Genomic DNA, 20,676 nt, shown 5'->3' with positions numbered 1-20,676 from the left:
AAATGTCTGAATCGCTGCAAGGCAAGATTGCGGTCATCACCGGCGCCGCATCCGGCATCGGGCTTGCCACCACAGAAGCGCTCTTGGAACAGGGTGCGACCGTGGTCATGGTCGACTGGAACGAGAAGGCCCTGAATGATCTGGTCGCCAAGCTCGGCGACCGCGCCATCCCGCAGGTCACCAATCTGCTCGATGCCGACAGCTGCAACGCGATGATCCCCGAGATCCTCAAGAAGGTCGATCATATCGACATTCTCTATTGCAACGCCGGCACCTATATCGGCGGCGATCTCACCGAGACCACGCCGGAAGCCATCGACAAGATGCTCAATCTCAACGTCAACGCCGTCATGAAGAATGTTCATGCCGTCGTACCCCACATGTCGGAGCGCAAGACCGGCGACATCATCGTTACCTGCTCGATTGCCGGCCACTTCCCGACCTATTGGGAGCCGGTCTATTCCGGCTCGAAATGGGCGATCACCAGCTTCGTGCAGGGCATGCGCCGCCAGATGATCCCACACGGCGTGCGCGTTGCGCAGGTCTCTCCGGGTCCCGTCGTTTCCGCACTTCTGGCCGACTGGCCGGAGGAAAACCTCCGCAAGGCCAAGGAATCCGGCAGCCTCATCGATGCAAGCGAAGTGGCCGATGCCGTCGTCTACATGCTGACGCGCAAGCGCACCGTCACCATCCGCGACATGCTGGTCTTGCCGACCAACTTCGACCGCGTTTAAAAAACCTCTGGAGCGGCGGGAAAACCGGATACGGTTCCGCCGCTCAAATCTGTTCAAACACCGGATGATCCGCTCCGAGGAGTATCGCAAATGGCTTCCTATCTCGTTGGTGTCGATGTCGGGACCGGCTCGGCGCGGGCCGGTGTCTTCGATATCGCAGGCAAGCTTCTCGCCACCGCCAAGCGCCCGATCAGCATGCATCGCGAGGATGGCGGCATTGCCGAGCAATCGAGTGCAGAGGTCTGGCAGGCGGTTTGCGATAGCGTGCGCGAAAGCGTTTCGCGCGCTGGTATCGATCCGGCTGAGGTCGCCGGCATCGGTTTTGACGCGACCTGCTCGCTCGTCGTCCATGGGCCGGACGATGAGACCCTGCCGGTTGGCGATGCCGATCATCCCGAACGCGATATCATCGTCTGGATGGATCACCGTGCCGTTGAACAGGCGGAGCGCATCAATGCGGGCGAACATGCCGTGCTGAAATATGTCGGCGGTCGCATCTCTCCCGAAATGCAGACGCCAAAGCTTCTGTGGCTTCGGGAAAACCGGTCGGATATTTATTCCCGGGCCGAGCACTTCTTCGATCTTACGGATTTTCTGACATGGAAGGCATCCGGCGCGCTTGATCGCTCTGCCTGCACCGTTACCTGCAAATGGACCTATCTCGCCCATGAAAACCGCTGGGATGCGGAATATTTCGCCAAGATCGGACTTGGAGATCTGGCGGAGCAGGGCTTTCGCCGCATCGGTGAAAGCGTCGTCCATCCCGGCACGGCGCTGGGCGCTGGGCTAACCGAAGATGCCGCAAAGGCTATGGGGCTGGTTGCTGGTACCGCCGTTGCGGCGGGCCTGATCGATGCCCATGCCGGCGGTGTCGGCACGGTGGCTGCCGGCGGTGATGCTTCGAAATGCCTCGGTTATGTCTTCGGCACTTCGTCCTGCACCATGACCACCACTGCCGAACCCGCTTTTGTGCCGGGTGTCTGGGGTCCTTATTATTCCGCGATGGTTCCCGGCGCATGGCTAAACGAAGGTGGCCAGTCCGCTGCCGGTGCGGCCATCGATTATCTGGTGCAATTGCACCCGGCCTTTGCCGAGGCGAAGGCGCTTGCCGACAAGGAAGGCAAAGCCTTGCCGGTATGGCTCGCGGACCGTGCCATCAGCCTTGCCGCATCCGCTTCTGCCGCCGCTGATATCGCTGAAGATTTTCATGTGGTGCCGGAGTTTCTCGGCAACCGTGCGCCTTTCGCCGATCCGCATGCCCGCGCCGTCATCGCCGGATATGGCATGGAAACGGGTGTGGATTCTCTCGTCGCGCTTTATGTGGCCGGGCTTCTCGGCCTCGGCTACGGGCTTCGCCAGATCATCGAAACACAGGCCCGCAACGGTGCGCCGGTGGAAACCATCAGCGTTAGCGGCGGCGCAGGTGCCCATCCGCTTGCCCGGCAGTTGCTGGCCGATGCGACCGGATTCCCGGTCGAACTCACTGAATGCGAAGAGCCCGTCCTTCTCGGCTCGGCTATGCTCGGCGCTGTTGCCGCCGGAACCTATCCGGACCTGATGGCGGCGATGCCCGCCATGTCGCGTATCGCCAGCTGCGCGGCTCCAGATCCCGCGTTCCAGAAGGTTCATCAGGCACGCTACGACGCCTTTCTTGCGTTGCAGAATGCAGCGCGCGCCATTCGCGCCGCCAGCCACTCCTGAACCGCGTCACAAGCTTAGATCATCCGGCCGCATCGGCCGCAAAATAACGAGGGTTCCATGCAGTTTTCCGGAAAATCCGTCATCATCACCGGCGCAGGCAAAGGCATCGGCCGCGCCTGTGCGCAGTTGATGGCCGCACGCGGTGCTGAAGTGGTTGCAATCAGCCGCACGCAATCCGATCTCGATAGCCTGAAAAGCGAAATCGGCGGCCGGTCGATCCGCGTCGATCTCGCCGATGTCGCCGCCACCCGCGCCGCCATGGCGGAGGCGGGCCCGTGCGATTATCTGATCAATAGTGCCGGCATCAATGTGCTGGAAAGCGTGCTCGACATGAGCGATGCCGGCTATGAAGCCGTGCTGGGCATCAACCTGCGCGCCGCGCTCGTCACCTGCCAGGAATTCGCCCGCGCCCGCGTCGCAAACGGCGGCGGCGGTGCAATCGTCAACATCACCTCTATCGCCGGCCATCGCGGTTTTCAGGATCATCTGTGTTATGCGGCGTCGAAGGCCGGGCTGGAAGGCGCAACCCGCGTTCTCGCCAAGGAGCTTGGGCCCCACGGTATTCGCGTTAACGCCGTTGCCCCGACGATCACCCTTACCGAATTGGCGGCGGAAGCATGGAACGATCCCGCCAAGAGTCAGCCGATGATGGTTCGTCACCCGCTCAACCGTTTTGCCGAAGCGGAAGAGGTGGCGCAGAGCATCGCGCTTCTGCTTTCGGATGACAGCAGGATGATTTCCGGCGCCGTATTGCCCGTGGATGGTGGCTTCCTCGCTGTCTGAGACAGGTCACAGCTGGTCTCAAAGCGGATCAATGAAAACCACTGAAACAAATGCGCGGGGTGCGAGATGCACCGCCGCGCATTTCAGTTTATGAGTGGCGTTGTCAGGTCAGGTCCGGATGACGGCCGACGAGTTCGTCACGTTTGGTTTGCAGAATTTTCTTCTGCTCTTCGAGTTTGACGAGTTCTTCGTCAATTTCCTCGACGCTTTTTTCGATATGCAGATATTGCTCCGCCAGAAGCGATTTCGCTTCCTTCCGGCTGGAGGCATTGGGTGTATCGCCGTAAAGCGGCCGGTTGGCCGTTTCCTTCAGGAAGAAGGTCGTGACGATGCCGAAAACGGCGGCGACCATGAGGTAATAGGCCGGCATGTAGATGTTTTCGGTCGCTTCCACCAGCCAGGCGGTTATCGTTGGCGTCAGACCCGCGACGATGATCGAGATATTGAAGGCGATTGCCAGCGCGCTATAGCGGATGCGGGCGGGAAAGAGGGCCGGCAAAGTCGAGGCCATGATGCCGATCAGGCAATTGAGCGCGACTGCGAGAATAAGCAGGCCGAAGAATATCTGGACGACCTGTCCGCTGGCGATGAGATGAAAAGCCGGGAGTGACAGAAAAAGGATTGCCGTGCTGCCAACCGCGAGAAACGGCCTGCGGCCGATCCGGTCGCTAAGAAGCCCGATCGCAGGCTGCACGAACAGCATGCCGACCATGACGGCGATGATGATGAGAACGCCGTGATCCTCGCTGTAGTTCAGCGTTTTCGACAGATAGGTCGGCATGTAGGTGAGTAGCATGTAATAGGTCACGTTGGTGACGAGAACCATGCCGATGCAGATCGCCAGGGATCGGGTATGTTTGCTGGCAATTTCCGCGATCGGAACCATCGGCCGTTCTTTCAGCGAATCCCGATCTTCTGCCTCGGCGCGCTCGAGGCGTTCCGTAAAGGCTGGTGTTTCTTCAGCCGCATGTCGAAGATAAAGACCGATCAAACCCAGAGGTGCTGCCAAGAAGAAGGGGATGCGCCAGCCCCAATCGAGAAACCTTGCCTCCCCCATGGCGGTGCTGAGCAGCACGACGAGTCCCGCGCCAAGCACGAATCCGGCGATCGAGCCGAAGTCCAGCCAGCTGCCGAGGTAACCGCGTTTGCGGTCCGGCGCATATTCCGCCACGAAGATGGCCGCGCCCGTATATTCGCCGCCGACGGAAAAGCCTTGGGCAAGCTTGCAGAGCAGCAAGAGGATGGGCGCCCAGATGCCGATTGTCGCATAACCCGGAATGAGGCCGATGCAGAAGGTGCTGGCCGCCATGATGATGATGGTAAGGGAGAGGACCTTCTGCCGCCCGAACTTGTCACCCATCGCACCGAAGAAGACGCCACCTAGCGGACGAATAAGAAACGGCACCGAAAAAGTCGCCAGTGCTGCAACCGTCTGAACAGCGGGAGCAGCCTCGGGAAAAAAGACCTTGCCGACAGCGTAAGCCACAAAACCGTAAACGCCGAAGTCGAACCACTCCATGGCATTGCCGAGGGCGGCTGCCGTCACGGCTTTTTTGACCTTCTCGTCGTCGATGACGGTCACGTCGTCAATGCTCAGCGGGCTGGCCTGAATCTGACTGTTCAATTATTGTCCCCTTGAATGGCGCACAACCAATTATTGCGCCATGAAAATGCCTGACGGGCGCAAGGGTTCCATTTGCCGGCGGAGGGGAGGGAAAGGCAGCGACGCATATAACAAACGCCCGGCGGATGCCGGGCGCTTGCGAAGTTTGGTGCGATGGGGTCAGTGATGATGCTCGGGCATCTCTTTCAGCTGATCCTTCGTCCAGGTGGTCACAGCGTGGACGTCGCCGTCTTCATCGCGCATGAAATCGAGGTCGCTGAGCGGGACTGCGACCGGCTTTGCGCCGATGCCCAGAAAGCCGCCGACATCGATGATCGCAGTGCTGCCGGCTCCAACACCGTGAACGTGGTCGACCTTGCCGACCTTATGGTCGTCCGCGCCGTAAACCGTTGCCCCTTCGAGCACCGAGGGGGTGAGTTCCGTCTCAACCAGGCGTACGTGATTGGTGTGGTCCATTGTTCTTCCTCCTGTCTTGGGTTGCACAAGACAAACTCCCGCACTGCAAAACCGTTCCATCCAATATTGTGGCTGGTGAACACAGGTTATTTATCATCAGTGCATCTTCGAGGTCCGCGCATGAGCGCTACGACGAAGGGCGTGGTCAGCCTGTTCACGCACGCTTTTCACGCGTCTGCTGCGACAGAAACGCCGCCACATCCCACTCACGAAGCGGGGGCGCATAAATATAGCCCTGCACCAGTGTGGCGCCGAGGCCTTTGAGCGTGGCAAGTTCTGCTGATGTCTCCACCCCTTCGACCACGCATTCCAGTTCCATGTCCCGGCTGAGGGCAAGAAGCGATTTCACGATTTTGTAGCTGGCCGGTTTTTCGTGCAGATCCGTGACGAAGCTGCGGTCGATCTTGATCTTGGTCAGCGGCAAGGCGTGCAGCCGGGTGAGGCTGGAATAACCGGTGCCGAAATCATCGAGTGAAATGCCGCAGCCGAGATGGCGCAGCATGTCGACCGATTGCCTCACCTGTTCGAAATCATGGGCAAAAGCCGTCTCGGTGATTTCAAGATCGAGACGCCGGGCGTCGAAACTGCTGGTTTCGATGATACCGATCAGGGATAGAACGCCTTCGTGGGAGTTGAGGTCCTGGGCCGAAAGATTGAAGGAAAGGCGCAGGGAAGGATCCCATGTCGATGCCGAGGCCAGCGCCATCCTCAGAAGCGGCCGCGTCAGCGAGCCCACGATACCGGCCCGTTCCGCGATGCCGAAGAATTGCGCGGGCGGCACATGCCCTAGAACCGGACTGTGCCAGCGCGCCAGCGCTTCAAACCCGGCCGTTTTTCCATCGCGTATATCGACGATCGGCTGGAACACGACCGAAAGTTCGTTTTTCATCTCGCTCTGCTTGAGCAGATGCTCGATGCGGGCTTCGATATTGATCTGCTTTTCGTGTTCCGCATCGAAGAGAACGGCATCGCCGCGCCGGTTTTTCTTGGCATGGTAAAGGGCATAATCCGCCCTGTCGAAAAGCTGCTCGAGCGTGGAGGCGAGGTGTGGAAAGACCGCTATTCCCATCGACGCGGAGACATGCACGGTTCCTTCCGGCATATGGTAAGGCGCCCTCAACGCTTCGGAAATCGCATTGGCGTTTGCGACGAGTTGCCGGTCATCAGGTATGATCGGGGCGACGATGGCAAATTCGTCACCGCCCAGTCGAAAGGCCTTGCTGGCTTTCAGATTCGCGGTGAGACGCTTGCTGACACTGATCAGCAGGCGGTCTCCCACCGAGTGCCCGTAGAGATCGTTGACCGGCTTGAAACCATCGAGATCGATGACACCTAACGCCAGCCGGGTGCCGTTGTTTTCGGCCTTTTCGAGCTCGGCCGCCAGATGAGCGAAAAAGGCGCGGCGGTTGGGCAGTCCCGTCAGGCTGTCCATATTGGCAAGCAGCAGGTTTTCGTTGCTGAGCGCCTCCGTGCGCTGCTGTGAAAGGACCATGCGCTCGAAATTGCGGTAATTGGTCAGCAGGATGGACATCATGCCGGCGCAGACCAGTAGTACGTTGATGGCGATGGCAATGAATGTCGGCTGCCGTGACGCCATAAAAAAGATGATGAAAGCGCCATTGACGATGACCGCCACCAAAAAGGCGGCGGACCGCACATACATCAGACAGAAGATGCAGGAAATGACGGTGATCGCCATGTAGAAGGCGACATGGGATTGCGTATAGGCATCTCCATGCGGCACCAGCAAAAAAGACCAGAGCGTGAAGGCGAGGGCGATGCCTGCGGCCAGACGGTTCGTGCGGCGAAGGGCGGCGAGTGCGACCTCCGGCCGGGGATCGATACCGCGTGTCCTCCACCAGAAAGCCATCCGAAGTGTGCAGCCGACGGTTAAAACGACGGGAACGCCAACGGTGAGCCAAAGCGGCGCCAATTGCATATGCGTGATGGCAAGCGCCCATGTGCTTGAGAGCAAAATGAAATACATCATCGGCATCTGCCGGGTGAAGGCTCTGTACTGCGCTTTCAGAAGGTCGGGATTGTCGGACCGGACGGATACGAAGTCGAGCAGTTTTTGTACGGCGATCAGTATTTTCATCTGTGACTCGTCAAATACGGGGCGTCACCAGTAGCATAGGTCCTGTTACATCATTGGAAATACATAGGGTTAACCTCTAGACAAGCGTATCAACCGCAAGATGCAGCTGCGTATATTCGCAACATGCCGCCATTGTTGCCTTTCGATGCTTTTTCGGCAGAAACTGGCTGACAATGTGGTTAGGCTTGAAAACTTGAAAACATGAAACGCGCCGCTCCGACAATTATCTTCAACTGACCAAGCAGAAAGACTGCTCTATCATGCTGACACCTGTGCTTCCCTCCGTTGCCGTCATCGCTGACGCACATTTTCATGACACGGCCGCGGATTTCGGATTTCCCGGTATCGAGATCGATGGTCAGCGCATGACAATGCGCAGCTGGTCGGAAACGCGCGACTCCACCCGGGTTTTTAACGAGAGCACTCACGCGCTGCATGCGGCGCTGGAAGAGGTGCGGCTGCGCGGCATTCGTCATGTGGTGCTGTTGGGCGATTATACCGATGACGGCCAACGCGCGACGGCGCAGACATTGAAAGGCATTCTGGAGCGTCATCGCGATGCCCATGGCACTGCCTTTTATGCGTTGCCCGGAAACCACGATATTTTCGGGCCGTGCGGCCGGCATCAAACCAAGGAGTTCCTGGCGGAGAATGGCGAGCGCCTCTCCGTCTCGAGCGACGCGAAGCGGGCGGGAGAACGGGTCGTTATCAGCGACCGCATGTATTGCGAGGGTTATCCGGAAGGTCTCGGCCCCATGGCGGCCTTCGGTTATTTCCGGCAGCCGGATTACCTGCATTGGGAAACACCCTTCGGCCTTTCCGATGCGCCGCAGGACCGGCTTTACGAGGTGCGCTCACCCGACGGCCACAATGTCTATACTCTGATGGATGCGTCCTATCTGGTCGAACCGGAGCCGGGCCTTTGGCTGATGATGATCGACGCCAATATTTTCGAACCGCGCGACGGCAGCTTTGGACGAGGTGAGGAGGCGGCCTTCATCGACAGCACCGCCGGCGGCTGGAACGCGCTTCTGCGCTGCAAGCCCTTTATTCTCGACTGGATCGCCGATGTACGCGGCAGGGCAGGGGCGCTCGGCAAGACATTGCTCGGCTTTTCCCACTATCCGGCGCTCGATCCCTTCGATGGTGCAATCGGTGTGGAAAGCGCCCTGTTCGGCGCAACCACCGCCGTGCGGCGCATGCCGTGCAAGGCGGTGGAGGATGCACTGATAAAGGCCGGGCTTGCCGTACATTTCAGCGGCCACCTGCATGTGGAAGGGGTTACACGGCGTGGGGAGGAGGAGAAGTCACTCACCAATATCGCCGTCCCGTCGCTGGTTGCTTTCCCGCCAGCCTTCAAGGTCGTCCACTCCTCGCGTCAGGAAGTCGCCGTGGAGACGGTGGAGATGGCCCATCTGCCGGTGAATGGCCGCATCTGCCGTGGGTACGTGCAGGAAATGGCGTCTGCCGGAGAAGCGCAGGACCCGGCCTTTGCGGCGCGCGATTATGGCGGCTTTCTGCGCGATCACCAGCGGGCATTGATCACACATCGTTATTTCCCCCGGGAATGGGATGCGGAAATCGTTAGGGCAATGGCCGGTAAAACGGTGCGGGATGTCGCCGGCCTGCTCGGAGAAAAGAGAATTGCCTCCGACCATGCGGATATGCCGATGATCGAGCTTATCACCGACTGGTATTGCCTGCGTCAGGGCGTGGGTCTGGCCCTGCCGCATATCGAGCCACAGCGGCTTGCCCTTTACCGGATGCTGGCGCGGCGTCATGGCCGCCAGGCTGATCGCCATGATGGTTCCGTTGAAGGTTTTCTAGAAATCTTCTTTGGTGCTCTCGGCCTGTTTCTTGATCGCGCCGAAGCAAGTCCGCGGCGCGTGGAGCTTTCGCTTGCGCGGCAAGATGAGCCCGTTTCCGTGTGAAACAGGGCCCGCAAGAACGCATTTTTGAGCGCGTGGCCACCGGACCAGAAAACGACCTCGATGGCTTCGATGGGAGGCGCGTCTGCCGGCCGCCTCCCATGATTAAGTCATTCCTCGGCAAGGCTGGTATTCCAGACCCGGATCTTTTCGATGTTTCTGTCTGAGCAGGAAACGATCTCGAACTCGAACCCGTCGCCGGAAACGCGTTCGCCGACTTCGGGAAGGCGGCTGAGGCGCCAGAGGATGTAGCCGGCAACAGTGGAATAACGGTCGGCATCATCGACCAGATCGATATCGAGGAGATAGGATACGCGTCTGACGTCGACCGTGCCGTCAAGCAGCCATGAGCCGTCCGCGGCCGGCCCCGAAATCTGCGATTCCTCGCCCTCGTCCGGGAACTCGCCTGCAATCGCTTCAAGAATATCCGTGGGCGTGGCGATACCTTGAAGCGTGCCGTATTCGTCGATGATGACGGCCATCTGGAGTGGCGATGTGCGCAGCTGTTCCATGACCTGCAACGCCGTGGCGCTTTCGTGCACCACAAGGGGTTCGCGCAGCGAGCGCTCAAGATTCAGTTTTCCGTCATGCAGAAGATCGCGCAGCAGATCCCTTGTTGCGGCGACACCCAGGAAGGAGTCCAGCTTGCCCTGTGCCAGCATTAGGCGGGAATGGTCGAGTTCCAGCAGACGTTGTCTCAGCGTGTCGTGGTCGGCGTCGATATCCAGCCAGTCGATCTCCGTTCGCGGCGTCATGATGGAGACGACGGGGCGTTCGGCAAGTGTGAGCACACCGCGGATCATGTCTTTCTCTTCCGATTTGAACAGATCGCTTTGCGCTGCCTGCGCGGCGATGAGGTCGGCGGTTTCGCCAAGGGATGGCTGTTCACCGACCCGGCCGCCCAGAAGCCGCAAAATGGCGTCGGAGGTGCGCTCACGCATATCACCGGCGGTGATGCGCTTTTCCCGGTTGCGCCGGCCGAGCTGGTTTGCCGCCTCGATGAGCACGGAAAAGCCGATGGCGGCATAAAGATAACCTTTGGGCAGATGGAAGCCGAAACCCTCGACGATCAGGCTGAAACCGATCATGAGGAGAAAACCGAGGCATAGAATGACCACGGTCGGGTGTTTCGACACGAAGGCCATCAGCGGCCGCGATGCCGCCATCATCACGGCCATGGCCACGCAGACGGCGGTGACCATCACCCAGAGATTATTGACCATGCCGACGGCGGTGATGACGCTGTCGAGCGAGAAGACGGCGTCGAGGACGACGATCTGCACGATAACCTGCCAGAAGACCGCATGAACCACCTTGCCCTGCTTCGGCTTCTGGTCACCTTCCAGCCGTTCGTGCAGTTCCATCGTTCCCTTGGCAAGAAGAAACGCGCCGCCGAGGATGAGGATGAGATCACGCCCCGAGAAGGAAAAATCGGCGACGGTGAAAAGCGGTCGCGTCAGCGTGACGATCCATGAGATCGAAAACAGGAGCAGGAGGCGCATGATGAGCGCGAGTGACAGGCCGACGATCCGCGCCCGGTGCCGCTGGTGCGGCGGCAGCTTGTCGGCAAGGATCGCGATAAAGACGAGATTGTCGATGCCGAGGACGACTTCGAGAACGATAAGGGTGACGAGGCCGATCCAGATGTTCGGATCTGCAAGGAATTCCATGTTCAGGAGCCTTTATGGGAATGGGTGCAAACGCGCAAAGCCCCGGATTGAGCATCCGAGGCTGGAAGTCGTCGCGTTGAGGAAAACAAGAAAATCCGAGGCTGGCTTTGCGTTGTGCAAGCCAGCCTCGTTCGGTGTCGACTACCGTCTGTACTGTCGCCTTCGTCAGGCATGGGGATGGTTTATCCTACCGTCAGTAAAATCTTGTGGTGGTCCAACTAGCAAATTTCCGGGAGTTGGAAAAGCGGTTTTCGCTTTTTTGCTGCCGAAAAGGGGGCGCTATCGCAATCTAGGCGCGTAAAATGGTGTTATTTGCTGAAATGACCTGAGCTTACGCAATCCGGGCGATTGCCGGCCTTTCGGCGGCAAAAAGTCCCTATTGCTTTTTCCCGCCAATATCAGAGGTCGTCCGCTGGTCGATGGCCTTGCCGTCTAGAATGCCTTTCAGGGTGTCGAGGCGGTCGTTGATCAGCCATCCATAATAGTTTTCCACCGGCAGCAGCTTTTTTGCACCTGCGTCCACGGCGGTTCGCAGGCGTTCGGCGCGGCGTCTTGGCTGGCCGACATTGTAGAGCGTGGCGGTAATGCCCGGGTTTCCGGAAATGTCGAAGCCCTTTTCCCGGTAAGCGTCGATGGAATCCCTGATGATGGCGGCGATGTAGATGATGCTACGATCGGGATCCATGACGTCGCGGTAGATGTCTTTCGGCCTGTCCGACGACAATTTCGGCAGGCCACTTGTCTTGTTCACGAGATCGGTGACCTGCAGCGCCGTCAACGGGCTGATCTGCCCAAGCCCGAAAGTCTGCCCCGCGTAAAAGGGCTGGAAGAAGGCCCGCTGGAAGGAGATCGCCTCATAGCTCGCGCCATCCACAACCTTGCCACGGAAGCTCTGGTCCCAGACGCTATCGCGGCAACTCCATTGTTGCGAGGTGGTGGCCAGTGCCTCGCAGGAGCGGAACTCCGGCCGCTGGAGAAATGTTTTCAGCGCAACGCCGTTATAGCTGAACTTGATATCGAGTTCGGCATAGGAAATGGCTTTGATGTAGTAAGTCTGCATGCGATCCACGGCCGAGACGTTGAACGTATGTTCCCCGACGATGGCGCCAACGATGTGGATCGGATCGATGCCATAGGCCGCGCCAGCCTTCTTGATCTTGCCCACGAGGCCAGGCTCAGTGTTCAGGAGATCGACCGTCTTGCGGAATTTTTCCTCATAGGTGGTGGAGAACGCTTTGGTTCTCATGGCCGAGGCCTGCGGTATCTCGGGCTGTTCTGTCGAGCGGTTGCCGGGTGGTACGATCACCATTTGCTGGGCCGCGGCATAAGAAGGGAGAATGGCCAGCGCCAGAAGGATGGCGGCCGCGCGGGTAGACTTCGCAAACAGGCTCATACAGCGTTCTCTATGATGGGGATCGTGTTGCGGTGAAGGCTCCTTCATAGGCAGGCCGCCCGCGCGTGGCAAGTTGCCGCCGCTCACTTTACCGTTGTTGCCCCTTCTCAAGCCATTCGCGCGGGAATTATCGGGGTCGTTAAAAGTCGAACATTTTGTTTCATGTGAACTCAAGCGGCCAAGGATAGCTCATGTCGTCAGGAGACGAACATGACCCATCTCATCAAATCGCTGCAAGCATGTTTCATTCTGACTGTCGTGGCTCTGGCCGCGCCGGCGCAGGCCTCTCCATCGATGCAGACGGGCCGGGTCACCTCACAGCCCATCGGGCATTACGACTTCTGTCAGCGGCATTCGGCTGAGTGTCAGCCGGTAAAGTCCATGCCGCCGCTCAATCTCACGCCTGATCTCTGGGCAACCATCGTCTCGGTCAACAACGCCGTCAATGTCGAGATCGATCAGCGAACCGACATGGAAGTGTGGGGTTACGAGGATTATTGGGAATATCCCTATAACGGCGCCGGCGATTGTGAAGATCTGGCGCTGGAGAAGCGCAGGCGCCTGATCCAGGCCGGCTTCGACGTTTCTGACCTGCTGATGACAGTGGTGCGGGACGAGAAGGGGGAGGGCCACGCCATTCTGACAGTCAGGACGGACAGGGGAGATTTCATCCTCGACAATATGCAGGCGAAGGTTTTGCGTTGGGATGAAACGCCCTACACCTATCTGAAACGCCAATCCACCGAGCATGCCGGTCGCTGGGTAGATATTGAAGGGCCCGCTGCTCCGGCGATTGCAGCCCGCGAGGTTGGCCGGGCTACCGCCACCTCAACGTCGGCAACAGCGCGCCGCAGCTTGTTTGATATTTTCAAATCACGCTAAAGCGACAAGCGCGGGCCGCCCTTACGCGGCCCGCAAGTACATACTTCCTAGGGGTAATGTCTTACCGGTTACCGAGACCGACGCCGGTTTCCTTATCGAAGAGGTGCATGTCGGCCGGGTTGATGTCGAGGCCGATGACCTCGCCGGACTTGACGGCGCTGCGTCCCTGCACCGCGATAACCAGCTCGGTGGTGGTGCCAAGGGTGAGGAAGGTGGCCGAGCCGGTCGTTTCCACGGCAGACACAGGCTGCGTCAACGCTGCATCCTGCGCTCCCGTGGGCCGGATATGCTCCGGCCGGATGCCGACGATCACATGTTTGCCGGGTGGCAGGGAAGCCGGAGCCCCGATCGACTGCGGCGGCTCTCCTTCGCCGAACTGCAACAGAAGCGACGCGCCGTCCGCGCTGACCACGGCCGGAATGAAATTCATCGCCGGTGAGCCGATGAAACCCGCGACGAAACGATTGACGGGGCGGTCGTATAGTTCGAGCGGCGTGCCCTGCTGTTCGATCACGCCATCGCGCATGACGACGACATGGTCGGCCATGGTCATTGCCTCGATCTGGTCATGGGTGACATAGACCGAAGTAGCATGCAGGCGATCGTGCAGAGCGCGGATTTCCTTGCGCATATGGACGCGCAGGGCGGCATCGAGGTTGGAAAGCGGCTCATCGAACAGGAAGGCTTGCGGATTGCGGATGATCGCCCGGCTCATGGCTACACGCTGGCGTTGGCCGCCGGAGAGTTCGCGCGGATAACGTTTCATCAGCTTTGAAAGTCCCGTCGTGGCGGCAACCTCTTCCGCCGCCTTTCGGGCTTCCGCCTTGGCGACGCCGCGCATGCGCAGCGAATAGGTGAGGTTTTCCTCCACCGTCATATGCGGATAGAGCGCGTAGGACTGGAACACCATCGCCACATCGCGCTTGCGCGGCGGCACGCCGTTCATGAGCGTGCCGGCTATGCGCATGTCGCCCGCCGATATGGTTTCCAGCCCGGCGAGCGAACGCAAAAGGGTGGACTTGCCGCAGCCGGAGGGGCCGACAAGTGCGACGAAGGTGCCTTTCTTGATGGAGAGGTCGATGTTTTTCAGGGCATGGAAGGCGCCATAATATTTGTTGACGCCGGATAGTTCGATCTGAAGGGTCATTTGAGCGCTCCTGATGTCAGGCCGGACACGATGCGGCGCTGCAAGAGAATGAAGAGGGCGAGAATGGGCGTCACATACATGGTCGCATAGGCCATGATGTTGTTCCATTCGCTGGTATTGGGGCCCATGAAGGAATTGAGGCCGACGCTGGCGGGCTGCAGTTCCGCCGCCTGGATCATCGATTTCGAATAAACGAACTCACCGAAGGCCTGCATGAAGATGAGAATGGCGCTGACGAGGATGCCGTTTCTGGCAAGCGGCAGGACGATATTGAAAAACGCGCCGACGCGGGAGTTACCGTCCACAAGTGCGGCCTCTTCCAGCTCCTGCGGCACCGCCATGAAGGTGGCACGCACCAGCACGACGAAGAAGGGCATGCTTTTGGCCGCAATGGCGAGGATGACCGACAGGCGTGGATAATCCAGAAGCCCGAATTGCGAGAAGCCGACGAATATCGGCGTGATCATCAATGATGCCGGCAGGACCTGCAGCATGAGGATGAGGAACAGGCCGATATCCACCCAGACATTGCGATACCGCGCCAGAACATAAGCGCAGCCGACACCGAGAATGGTGATCAGGAACACTGCGCTGGAGGCGATCAGCACCGAATTCCAGAGGTAACGCCCCATGTTGCGGCTTTCCCACACATAAGCATAGGTCTGCCATTGCGGGTCGCCGGGCCAGAAGGCGGGGGGGCTGGCGAACATTTCCGAACCGCTTTTGAGCGAGGTCAGATACATCCAGTACAGCGGAAAGAGGTAGATGATCGCGAGAATGATGGCGATGACCAGCATCAGCCGGTTTCTGTTCGTGATGCTCATCCGCGCACCTCATGCCGTGTCGAGCGCACATAAACGACCGAAGCCAGCATCACGAAAACGATCATGATGACCGATATCGTTGCGCCCCTGGCGAAATCATACTGCCGGAAGGAAAGATCCCAGGCCCAGTATTGCGCCACGTTGGAGCTGTTGTTCGGCCCGCCATCGGTAATGGCGGCGAAGAGATCGAATTGCTGCAAGGTGAAGATCAGGCCGAGCGAGACGATCGCGCCGATGGTGGAACGCATCATCGGCAGGGTGATGGTGTAGAAGCGCTGCCAGGCGCTGGCGCCATCCAGTTCCGCAGCCTCGTAGAGATCGCCGGGAATGGAGGCGAGGCCGACCGACAACAGGATCATGTTGAAGGAGGTGCCGAGCCAGATATTGGCGATGACGACCGCCCAGAGTGAAAAGTTGGCGTCCGATCGCCAGAAAATGTTGCCTGAGATCAGGCCGCTTTCCCGCAGGAAGAAATTAAGCACGCCGAAATCGCCCGAAAGGATCCAGTTCCAGATCGCGCCAACGACAAGGCCGGGCATGACCCATGAGACGAGGAAAAGGCCGCGCAACCAGGTTGCGCCCGGAAAATTCACCCAGAAGAACAGCGCCAGGCCAAAGCCGATGGCGAATTGCCCGGCAATGGAGGCGACGACGAAGGTCACGGTGTTCATCAGGATCGGCAGGGTTTCGGGCTGCCGGAACAGGTCGACATAGTTCTTGAAACCGACGAACGGGCGCACGAAGGTGCCCAGGCTGAACATGTCGACTTCCTGAAAACTCATGACGATGTTGTAGATGAGCGGCAGCCCTGCCATGACGAACAGGAACCCCAAGGGAAAGGCGACAAGGACGATATCGAAACCGCGACCGTCACTGACGCTGGAAAACAGTTTTTTCATGAAACATCCTCACAAGCTCCAGTCGGGGCCGCCGCCGCTTGTCGCGACAGGCAGCCCCACCGGGAGGAACCTTTGGATGGAGGCAGGAAGACCTACCGCCCGCCCGGATAGATCAGCCTTCGACCAGCTTTATCTTTTCAGCGGCCTGATCAAGTGCAGCCTTCGGCGTCATCTGACCCGACAGTGCACCCTGGATGGCGTCCTGAATGGCCTTGGAAATCTTCGGCCATTCCGGCGAAGGGCCACGCGGCTGGGCATATTTCAGCTGCTCGACAAAGGTCTTGAGCGCTTCGTCCTTCAGCGCGTTGCCGGTCGGCGGAACCGGAATATCGGAACGCGCCGGCAATTGGCCGAAATTCTTGAACATGTCCTTGTCCTGCGAGGCGAAGAACTCGATTGCCTTGAAGGCTTCGGCCGGGTGTTTGGTCTTGGAGAAAATCGCCCAGTTATAGTCGCCCATGGCCGAAGAGCGCGGCGCGTCCGGTGTCGGAACCGGCAGCAGCGCCACGCCCCAATCAAACTTGGCGTCCTTCAGCATGCGGTCGATTTCCCAGGGACCTGATATCGCCATGGCCGCGTTGCCGGCGTTGAAGGTGGCGGTGGAGTCCCACTGGCTACGTGTCAGCGTATCCGGCGATGCCAGCTTCTCGTCGAGCAGGGTTTTCCATGTTTCAAGTGCCTTCACCGCGCCATCGGTATTGATGTGCCTGTAGGTCGCGCCTGCCATCTGCGCCCAGGGCAGGAACTGGAAGGTGCCTTCCTCGTTGGCCTTGGCGCTGAAGCTGATGCCGTAGACATTCTTGGCGGGGTTGGTGAGCTTGCGGGCAGCGTCCACCAGTTCGTCCCAGGTCTGCGGCGGTTTTGCCGCATCGAGACCGGCGGCCTTGAACAGGTCCTTGTTGTAATAAAGCGCGATCGTATTCGTCGCTTTCGGAACGCCGAAATATTTGCCATCCCACGTCGCCGATTTCAGCGGACCCGGAAAATAGTTTTCCGTCTTGATGACATCCGACTTCGCGATCATGTCCGTCACGTCGAGAAACGCGCCGCGTGAGGCGAACATGGCGTGGTTGGGGTTGTCGATGGCGATGATGTCGGGCGCATTGCCGGTCGAGTAGGCGCGCATGGATTCGCTCACCACATCATCGAACTGCAATTGCCGGTATTCGATCTTGATACCGTTGTTGAGCGCGTTGAACTCCTTGATGAGGTTCGGCGCCGGCTGGATGTCCCGGTCCAGCGACCACAGCGTCAACGTCACATCCTCTGCCTGCGCTGCAATGGTGCTGGCGGACACGCCCGCTAGCAAAAAGGCGCCGGCCATCATGTATTTCGCGATACCCATAATCTCCTCCTCTTGGTTATCGTCTCTGCAATCTCTGGAAACCTTCTCCCGAAAGGTTTCCGTTATGTCGGGTCGACGACGAAATCGCCGCCGCGGCATTTTTTCAGATAGTTCAGGCCATGAACCTGCCCCGTCATCTCAAGCGCATCGCGATAGACGGGGTCATGCCAGCCTTCGATGTCGATCGAGCCGGACCACCCGGCGAGGCGCAGTTCGGAAATAATGTCCGTCCAGTTGCTGTCACCGAAGCCCGGCGTGCGCATGAAAACGAACTTCTCCTTGCCGAAAATGCCGTGCTCGCGGATGACGTCCCAGCGGATGGTCGCGTCCTTGCCGTGCACGTGGAAAATCTTGTCCGCCCATTTGCGGATCTGCGGCAGCGGGTCGATGAGATAGACCATCTGGTGGCAGGGTTCCCACTCGATGCCGATGTTCTCGTCCGGCGTTTCGTTGAACATTATCTCCCACGCGTCTGGGTTATGGGCAATGTTCCAGTCGCCGGTCTGCCAGTTGCCGTCCATGGCGCAGTTTTCAAAGGCGATCTTTATGCCCTTGTCGGCAGCGCGCTTGGCAAGCTCGCTCCATATCTCTTTGTACCGCGGCAGGCTTTCCGGCAGCGGTTTGCCGCGCAGGCGGCCGGTGAAACCCGCAACGCAGGTGGCGCCGAAATGATGTGCGTTGTCGATGCAGTCTTTCCAGCCCTGAAGGGTATCCAGATCGATCGCCGTTTCTTCCAGCGGATTACCGAACATGCCGAGCGTGCCGATGGTGATGTCGCGGTCGCCGATAGCGTCAAGGCAGCGCTTGCCAAGCTCGGCAAGGTCCTGACCGTTGGTCGTCTGCCAGAAGAACGGCTCGAAGCTTTCAAAGCCGAGATCGGCGATCTGGCCGATGCGCTCAGCCGCCTGTCCCTTGCTGGCGCTGACCATGGTGCCGATGCGGATGGATGTTGCCGGATTGCTCACGTCTTTCAGTCCTTATGCTGCAATGGAAACACGCTGGCCGAGGCGGGCGCTTTCAATCGCACCGATCACCATGGCAAGGCTGTTGATGTTGTCGAAAGAGGCCGTTTCCGGCATCTCGCCCGTGCGGATGGACTCAAGAAACGAGAGAATGACGCTGGCATGGCCGCGCGTATCCTTCTCGGAAACGTCTTCGGAAACGTTTACGGCCCTAAATCCACGCAGAAGCCCCTGGTCGTCACCGGCCACGGAGGCGGAGAAATTGTCTTCGCCGTCCCAGACGATCATGCCCTTGGAACCGATCAGCCGCCAGCGTGCTTCCCAGCTGGTCCGCTCGCCTTCGGCGCACCACGAACCGCGATAGGTGAAGACGACATCATTCGAGAACTCGAAAATGGCGTTGGCGCTCGCCCCATGGGCATACCAGGAGCCGGCCGGGTTCTTCTCCACACAGAAGACGGAGAGGGGCTTTTCATTAGCGACGAAACGGGCGGCATCGAAGGTGTGGATCGCCATGTCGAGAAGCAGGACGTTCTTCATTTCTTCACGGAAGCCGCCGAAATGCGGACCGAGGAAGAAATCGCAGTGGATGGCCGTCAAATCACCGATGATGCCGTCTTCCAGTGCACGGCGCAGACGCCGGATACCGGCAATAAACCGCCGATTTTGTACCACGGCATGAATTTTGCCGGCTTTTTTTGCCAGTTCTACCAGCGTCGCTGCTTCCTCCATCGAGGCGGCAAGCGGTTTTTCGCTGAGCACATGGCACCCGGCCGCGAGACCGGCTTCCACCACGGCAAAGCGCGCCTGGGGGATGACGATGTCAAAAAGAATGTCGGCTTTCGTTTCGGCAAGAACCGCGCGAAGATCGGTGCCGATGACCGCGTCGGTAAGGGCGAATTCTTCGGCAAGCGCGCGGGCCGTGTTCTCGTTCAGATCCACCAGGCCGACGATCTTGATCGCGCCAGCGATGTCTGGCGTCGATTGAATGGCGCGCAACCAGCCTTTGGCCATGGCTCCGCATCCGCATAAAACGGCATTAAAAGTCATCTCATCTCCCCGGGCTCTTTTGCAAACTCCTATTTGCGCAGAGCGTCGTAAACGTTTACGAGACTATGACGATGATGTTAGATATGTCAAGACCGTTAAGGGGCGCGTGGTTTGCGCGCCGGGCCTGGGAGGGGAGTGCATGAAAGGAATCCGTCAGCTTGCCGATTATCTCGAGATATCGATAGGCACCGTTTCCCGTGCCCTGAACGGCAAGCCCGATGTGAACGAAGAGACGCGGCGGCGTGTTCTGGAAGCAGCGGAAAAGCTGGGTTATGTCGCCAACCAGTCCGGCCGTAGCCTGCGGCAGGGCACCACGAATGTCATCGGCCTGATGACAGGCAGCGACGCGCAGACCGTTGAAAACTCCGACAACTTCTTCTTAGGCGTGACGGATGGTCTGCAAAGCGTGTTTTCCGGACATAATCTCGATCTCATCGTTCTGCCCTGCCCGGGGGAAGAGGACCCGGATGAATATCTGAAGCGAATGGTGGCGCGGCGCATGGTGGATGCGATGATCATTTCCGCCACCCGGCGCACCGACAAGCGCGTGGATTTCCTGAAGCAGACCCGCCTGCCTTTCGTGTCGCTCGGCCGCACGGCCTCGAGCGACAATCACGCCTGGATCGATCTCGATTTCGAAGGCGTCGCGAAAAACGCCGTGGATCGTCTTGTCGCCGCCGGGCATCGTTCGATCGCGGTTGCAGCGCCCGACAGCGATATCAATCTCGGCTACGTTTTTCTGGAGGGATACAGGCGTGCGCTGGAAGACAACGGCATCGCCTACGATTCCTCTCTGGTCATCCGGGCGAAATCGAGCGAGCAGGGCGGTTATCACGCCGCCAGCGAATGGCTGCAGATGCGTCCCCGGCCGACGGCGATCGTGCTGATCTACGAGCTGATGGCGGTCGGTCTTTATCGCAGGCTTGCGGAAGCTGGCCTGAAACCGGGGCGCGACCTCGCCGTCATCGGTTTCCGCGATGGTCCGCGCGGCCAGTTTCTGGAGCCCCGCCTCACCAGTTTCCGCATGTCTCTGCACGACCTCGGCGTGACGGTGGCCCAGACGTTACTGTCGACCATGCCGGCCTATGCGCCTTTTTATCCCGATCAGGCCCGCCATTACGTATGGCCCATGCTTCTGGTGCCCGGCGAGAGCGATCCGCCCCCCGCCCCGTAGCCATCG

The 20,676-nt window shown here is 59.2% G+C and carries 17 protein-coding genes; 6 read left to right on the top strand and 11 right to left on the bottom strand.

The features are described from left to right. The first annotated feature begins 2 nt into the window (after positions 1–2). From ACFVTJ_RS22800 to ACFVTJ_RS22790, 3 genes are all read left to right on the top strand, one after another. Complete coding sequence (locus ACFVTJ_RS22800) at positions 3–734, top strand: SDR family oxidoreductase (RefSeq protein ID WP_004438213.1); 732 nt, start codon at positions 3–5, stop codon at positions 732–734. 90 nt (positions 735–824) lie between these two features. Continuing rightward, positions 825–2,435 (top strand): FGGY-family carbohydrate kinase, encoded by a 1,611-nt coding sequence (locus tag ACFVTJ_RS22795; protein ID WP_386910848.1) that lies wholly within the window; start codon positions 825–827, stop codon positions 2,433–2,435. Positions 2,436–2,492: 57 nt separating this feature from the next. Then, positions 2,493–3,218, top strand: a complete 726-nt coding sequence (locus ACFVTJ_RS22790; RefSeq protein WP_386910847.1) for an SDR family oxidoreductase — start codon at positions 2,493–2,495, stop codon at positions 3,216–3,218. A 103-nt stretch (positions 3,219–3,321) separates the two neighbouring features. On the opposite strand, the gene proP is transcribed toward ACFVTJ_RS22790, so the two are convergent. From proP to ACFVTJ_RS22775, 3 genes are all read right to left on the bottom strand, one after another. After that, positions 3,322–4,842, bottom strand: coding sequence for a glycine betaine/L-proline transporter ProP (proP, locus tag ACFVTJ_RS22785; RefSeq protein WP_386910846.1), 1,521 nt, complete (start codon positions 4,840–4,842; stop codon positions 3,322–3,324). Between the two features lie 159 nt (positions 4,843–5,001). Continuing rightward, positions 5,002–5,298, bottom strand: a complete 297-nt coding sequence (locus tag ACFVTJ_RS22780; protein ID WP_386910845.1) for a PRC-barrel domain-containing protein — start codon at positions 5,296–5,298, stop codon at positions 5,002–5,004. A 154-nt stretch (positions 5,299–5,452) separates the two neighbouring features. Continuing rightward, complete coding sequence (locus ACFVTJ_RS22775) at positions 5,453–7,396, bottom strand: putative bifunctional diguanylate cyclase/phosphodiesterase (protein WP_386910844.1); 1,944 nt, start codon at positions 7,394–7,396, stop codon at positions 5,453–5,455. 260 nt (positions 7,397–7,656) lie between these two features. Between ACFVTJ_RS22775 and ACFVTJ_RS22770 the strand changes: the two genes are divergently transcribed. Further along, a complete protein-coding gene (locus tag ACFVTJ_RS22770) occupies positions 7,657–9,327 on the top strand; it encodes a metallophosphoesterase family protein (RefSeq protein WP_386910843.1) in 1,671 nt (556 codons plus the stop codon). Between the two features lie 107 nt (positions 9,328–9,434). On the opposite strand, the gene ACFVTJ_RS22765 is transcribed toward ACFVTJ_RS22770, so the two are convergent. After that, the gene (locus ACFVTJ_RS22765; protein WP_386910842.1) at positions 9,435–10,994 is read right to left on the bottom strand and encodes a TerC family protein; all 1,560 of its coding nucleotides are present in this window, start codon (positions 10,992–10,994) and stop codon (positions 9,435–9,437) included. A gap of 376 nt (positions 10,995–11,370) precedes the next feature. Beyond that, on the bottom strand, positions 11,371–12,387 hold the full coding sequence (locus ACFVTJ_RS22760) for a DUF1402 family protein (RefSeq protein ID WP_386910841.1): 1,017 nt from the start codon (positions 12,385–12,387) through the stop codon (positions 11,371–11,373). 210 nt (positions 12,388–12,597) lie between these two features. Between ACFVTJ_RS22760 and ACFVTJ_RS22755 the strand changes: the two genes are divergently transcribed. Further along, positions 12,598–13,269 (top strand): transglutaminase-like cysteine peptidase, encoded by a 672-nt coding sequence (locus ACFVTJ_RS22755; protein WP_386910840.1) that lies wholly within the window; start codon positions 12,598–12,600, stop codon positions 13,267–13,269. A gap of 61 nt (positions 13,270–13,330) precedes the next feature. Here the strand turns inward: ACFVTJ_RS22755 and ACFVTJ_RS22750 are convergent, their stop codons facing one another. From ACFVTJ_RS22750 to ACFVTJ_RS22725, 6 genes are all read right to left on the bottom strand, one after another. After that, positions 13,331–14,416: an ABC transporter ATP-binding protein gene (locus ACFVTJ_RS22750; protein ID WP_386910839.1), complete on the bottom strand. Its 1,086-nt coding sequence runs from the start codon at positions 14,414–14,416 to the stop codon at positions 13,331–13,333. After that, complete coding sequence (locus ACFVTJ_RS22745) at positions 14,413–15,240, bottom strand: carbohydrate ABC transporter permease (protein ID WP_386910838.1); 828 nt, start codon at positions 15,238–15,240, stop codon at positions 14,413–14,415. Before ACFVTJ_RS22745 ends, ACFVTJ_RS22750 begins: the two co-directional genes overlap by 4 nt. Further along, positions 15,237–16,139: a carbohydrate ABC transporter permease gene (locus ACFVTJ_RS22740; protein WP_386910837.1), complete on the bottom strand. Its 903-nt coding sequence runs from the start codon at positions 16,137–16,139 to the stop codon at positions 15,237–15,239. The genes ACFVTJ_RS22745 and ACFVTJ_RS22740 overlap by 4 nt, the downstream gene beginning before the upstream one ends. Positions 16,140–16,251: 112 nt before the next feature. Continuing rightward, entirely contained in the window at positions 16,252–17,484 is a 1,233-nt protein-coding gene (locus ACFVTJ_RS22735; protein ID WP_386910836.1) for an ABC transporter substrate-binding protein, read from the bottom strand. A 62-nt stretch (positions 17,485–17,546) separates the two neighbouring features. Further along, on the bottom strand, positions 17,547–18,449 hold the full coding sequence (locus ACFVTJ_RS22730) for a sugar phosphate isomerase/epimerase family protein (RefSeq protein ID WP_386910835.1): 903 nt from the start codon (positions 18,447–18,449) through the stop codon (positions 17,547–17,549). Between the two features lie 12 nt (positions 18,450–18,461). Beyond that, entirely contained in the window at positions 18,462–19,496 is a 1,035-nt protein-coding gene (locus ACFVTJ_RS22725; RefSeq protein WP_386910834.1) for a Gfo/Idh/MocA family protein, read from the bottom strand. Positions 19,497–19,635: 139 nt separating this feature from the next. On the opposite strand from ACFVTJ_RS22725, the gene ACFVTJ_RS22720 reads away from it, so the two are divergent. Then, on the top strand, positions 19,636–20,670 hold the full coding sequence (locus ACFVTJ_RS22720; protein WP_386910833.1) for a LacI family DNA-binding transcriptional regulator: 1,035 nt from the start codon (positions 19,636–19,638) through the stop codon (positions 20,668–20,670). The last annotated feature ends 6 nt before the right edge of the window (positions 20,671–20,676 follow it).

It is taken from the genome of Agrobacterium sp. NPDC058088 (genome assembly GCF_042885035.1).
GTDB lineage: Bacteria > Pseudomonadota > Alphaproteobacteria > Rhizobiales > Rhizobiaceae > Agrobacterium.
This window is presented reverse-complemented; position numbering and strand designations above follow the sequence as displayed.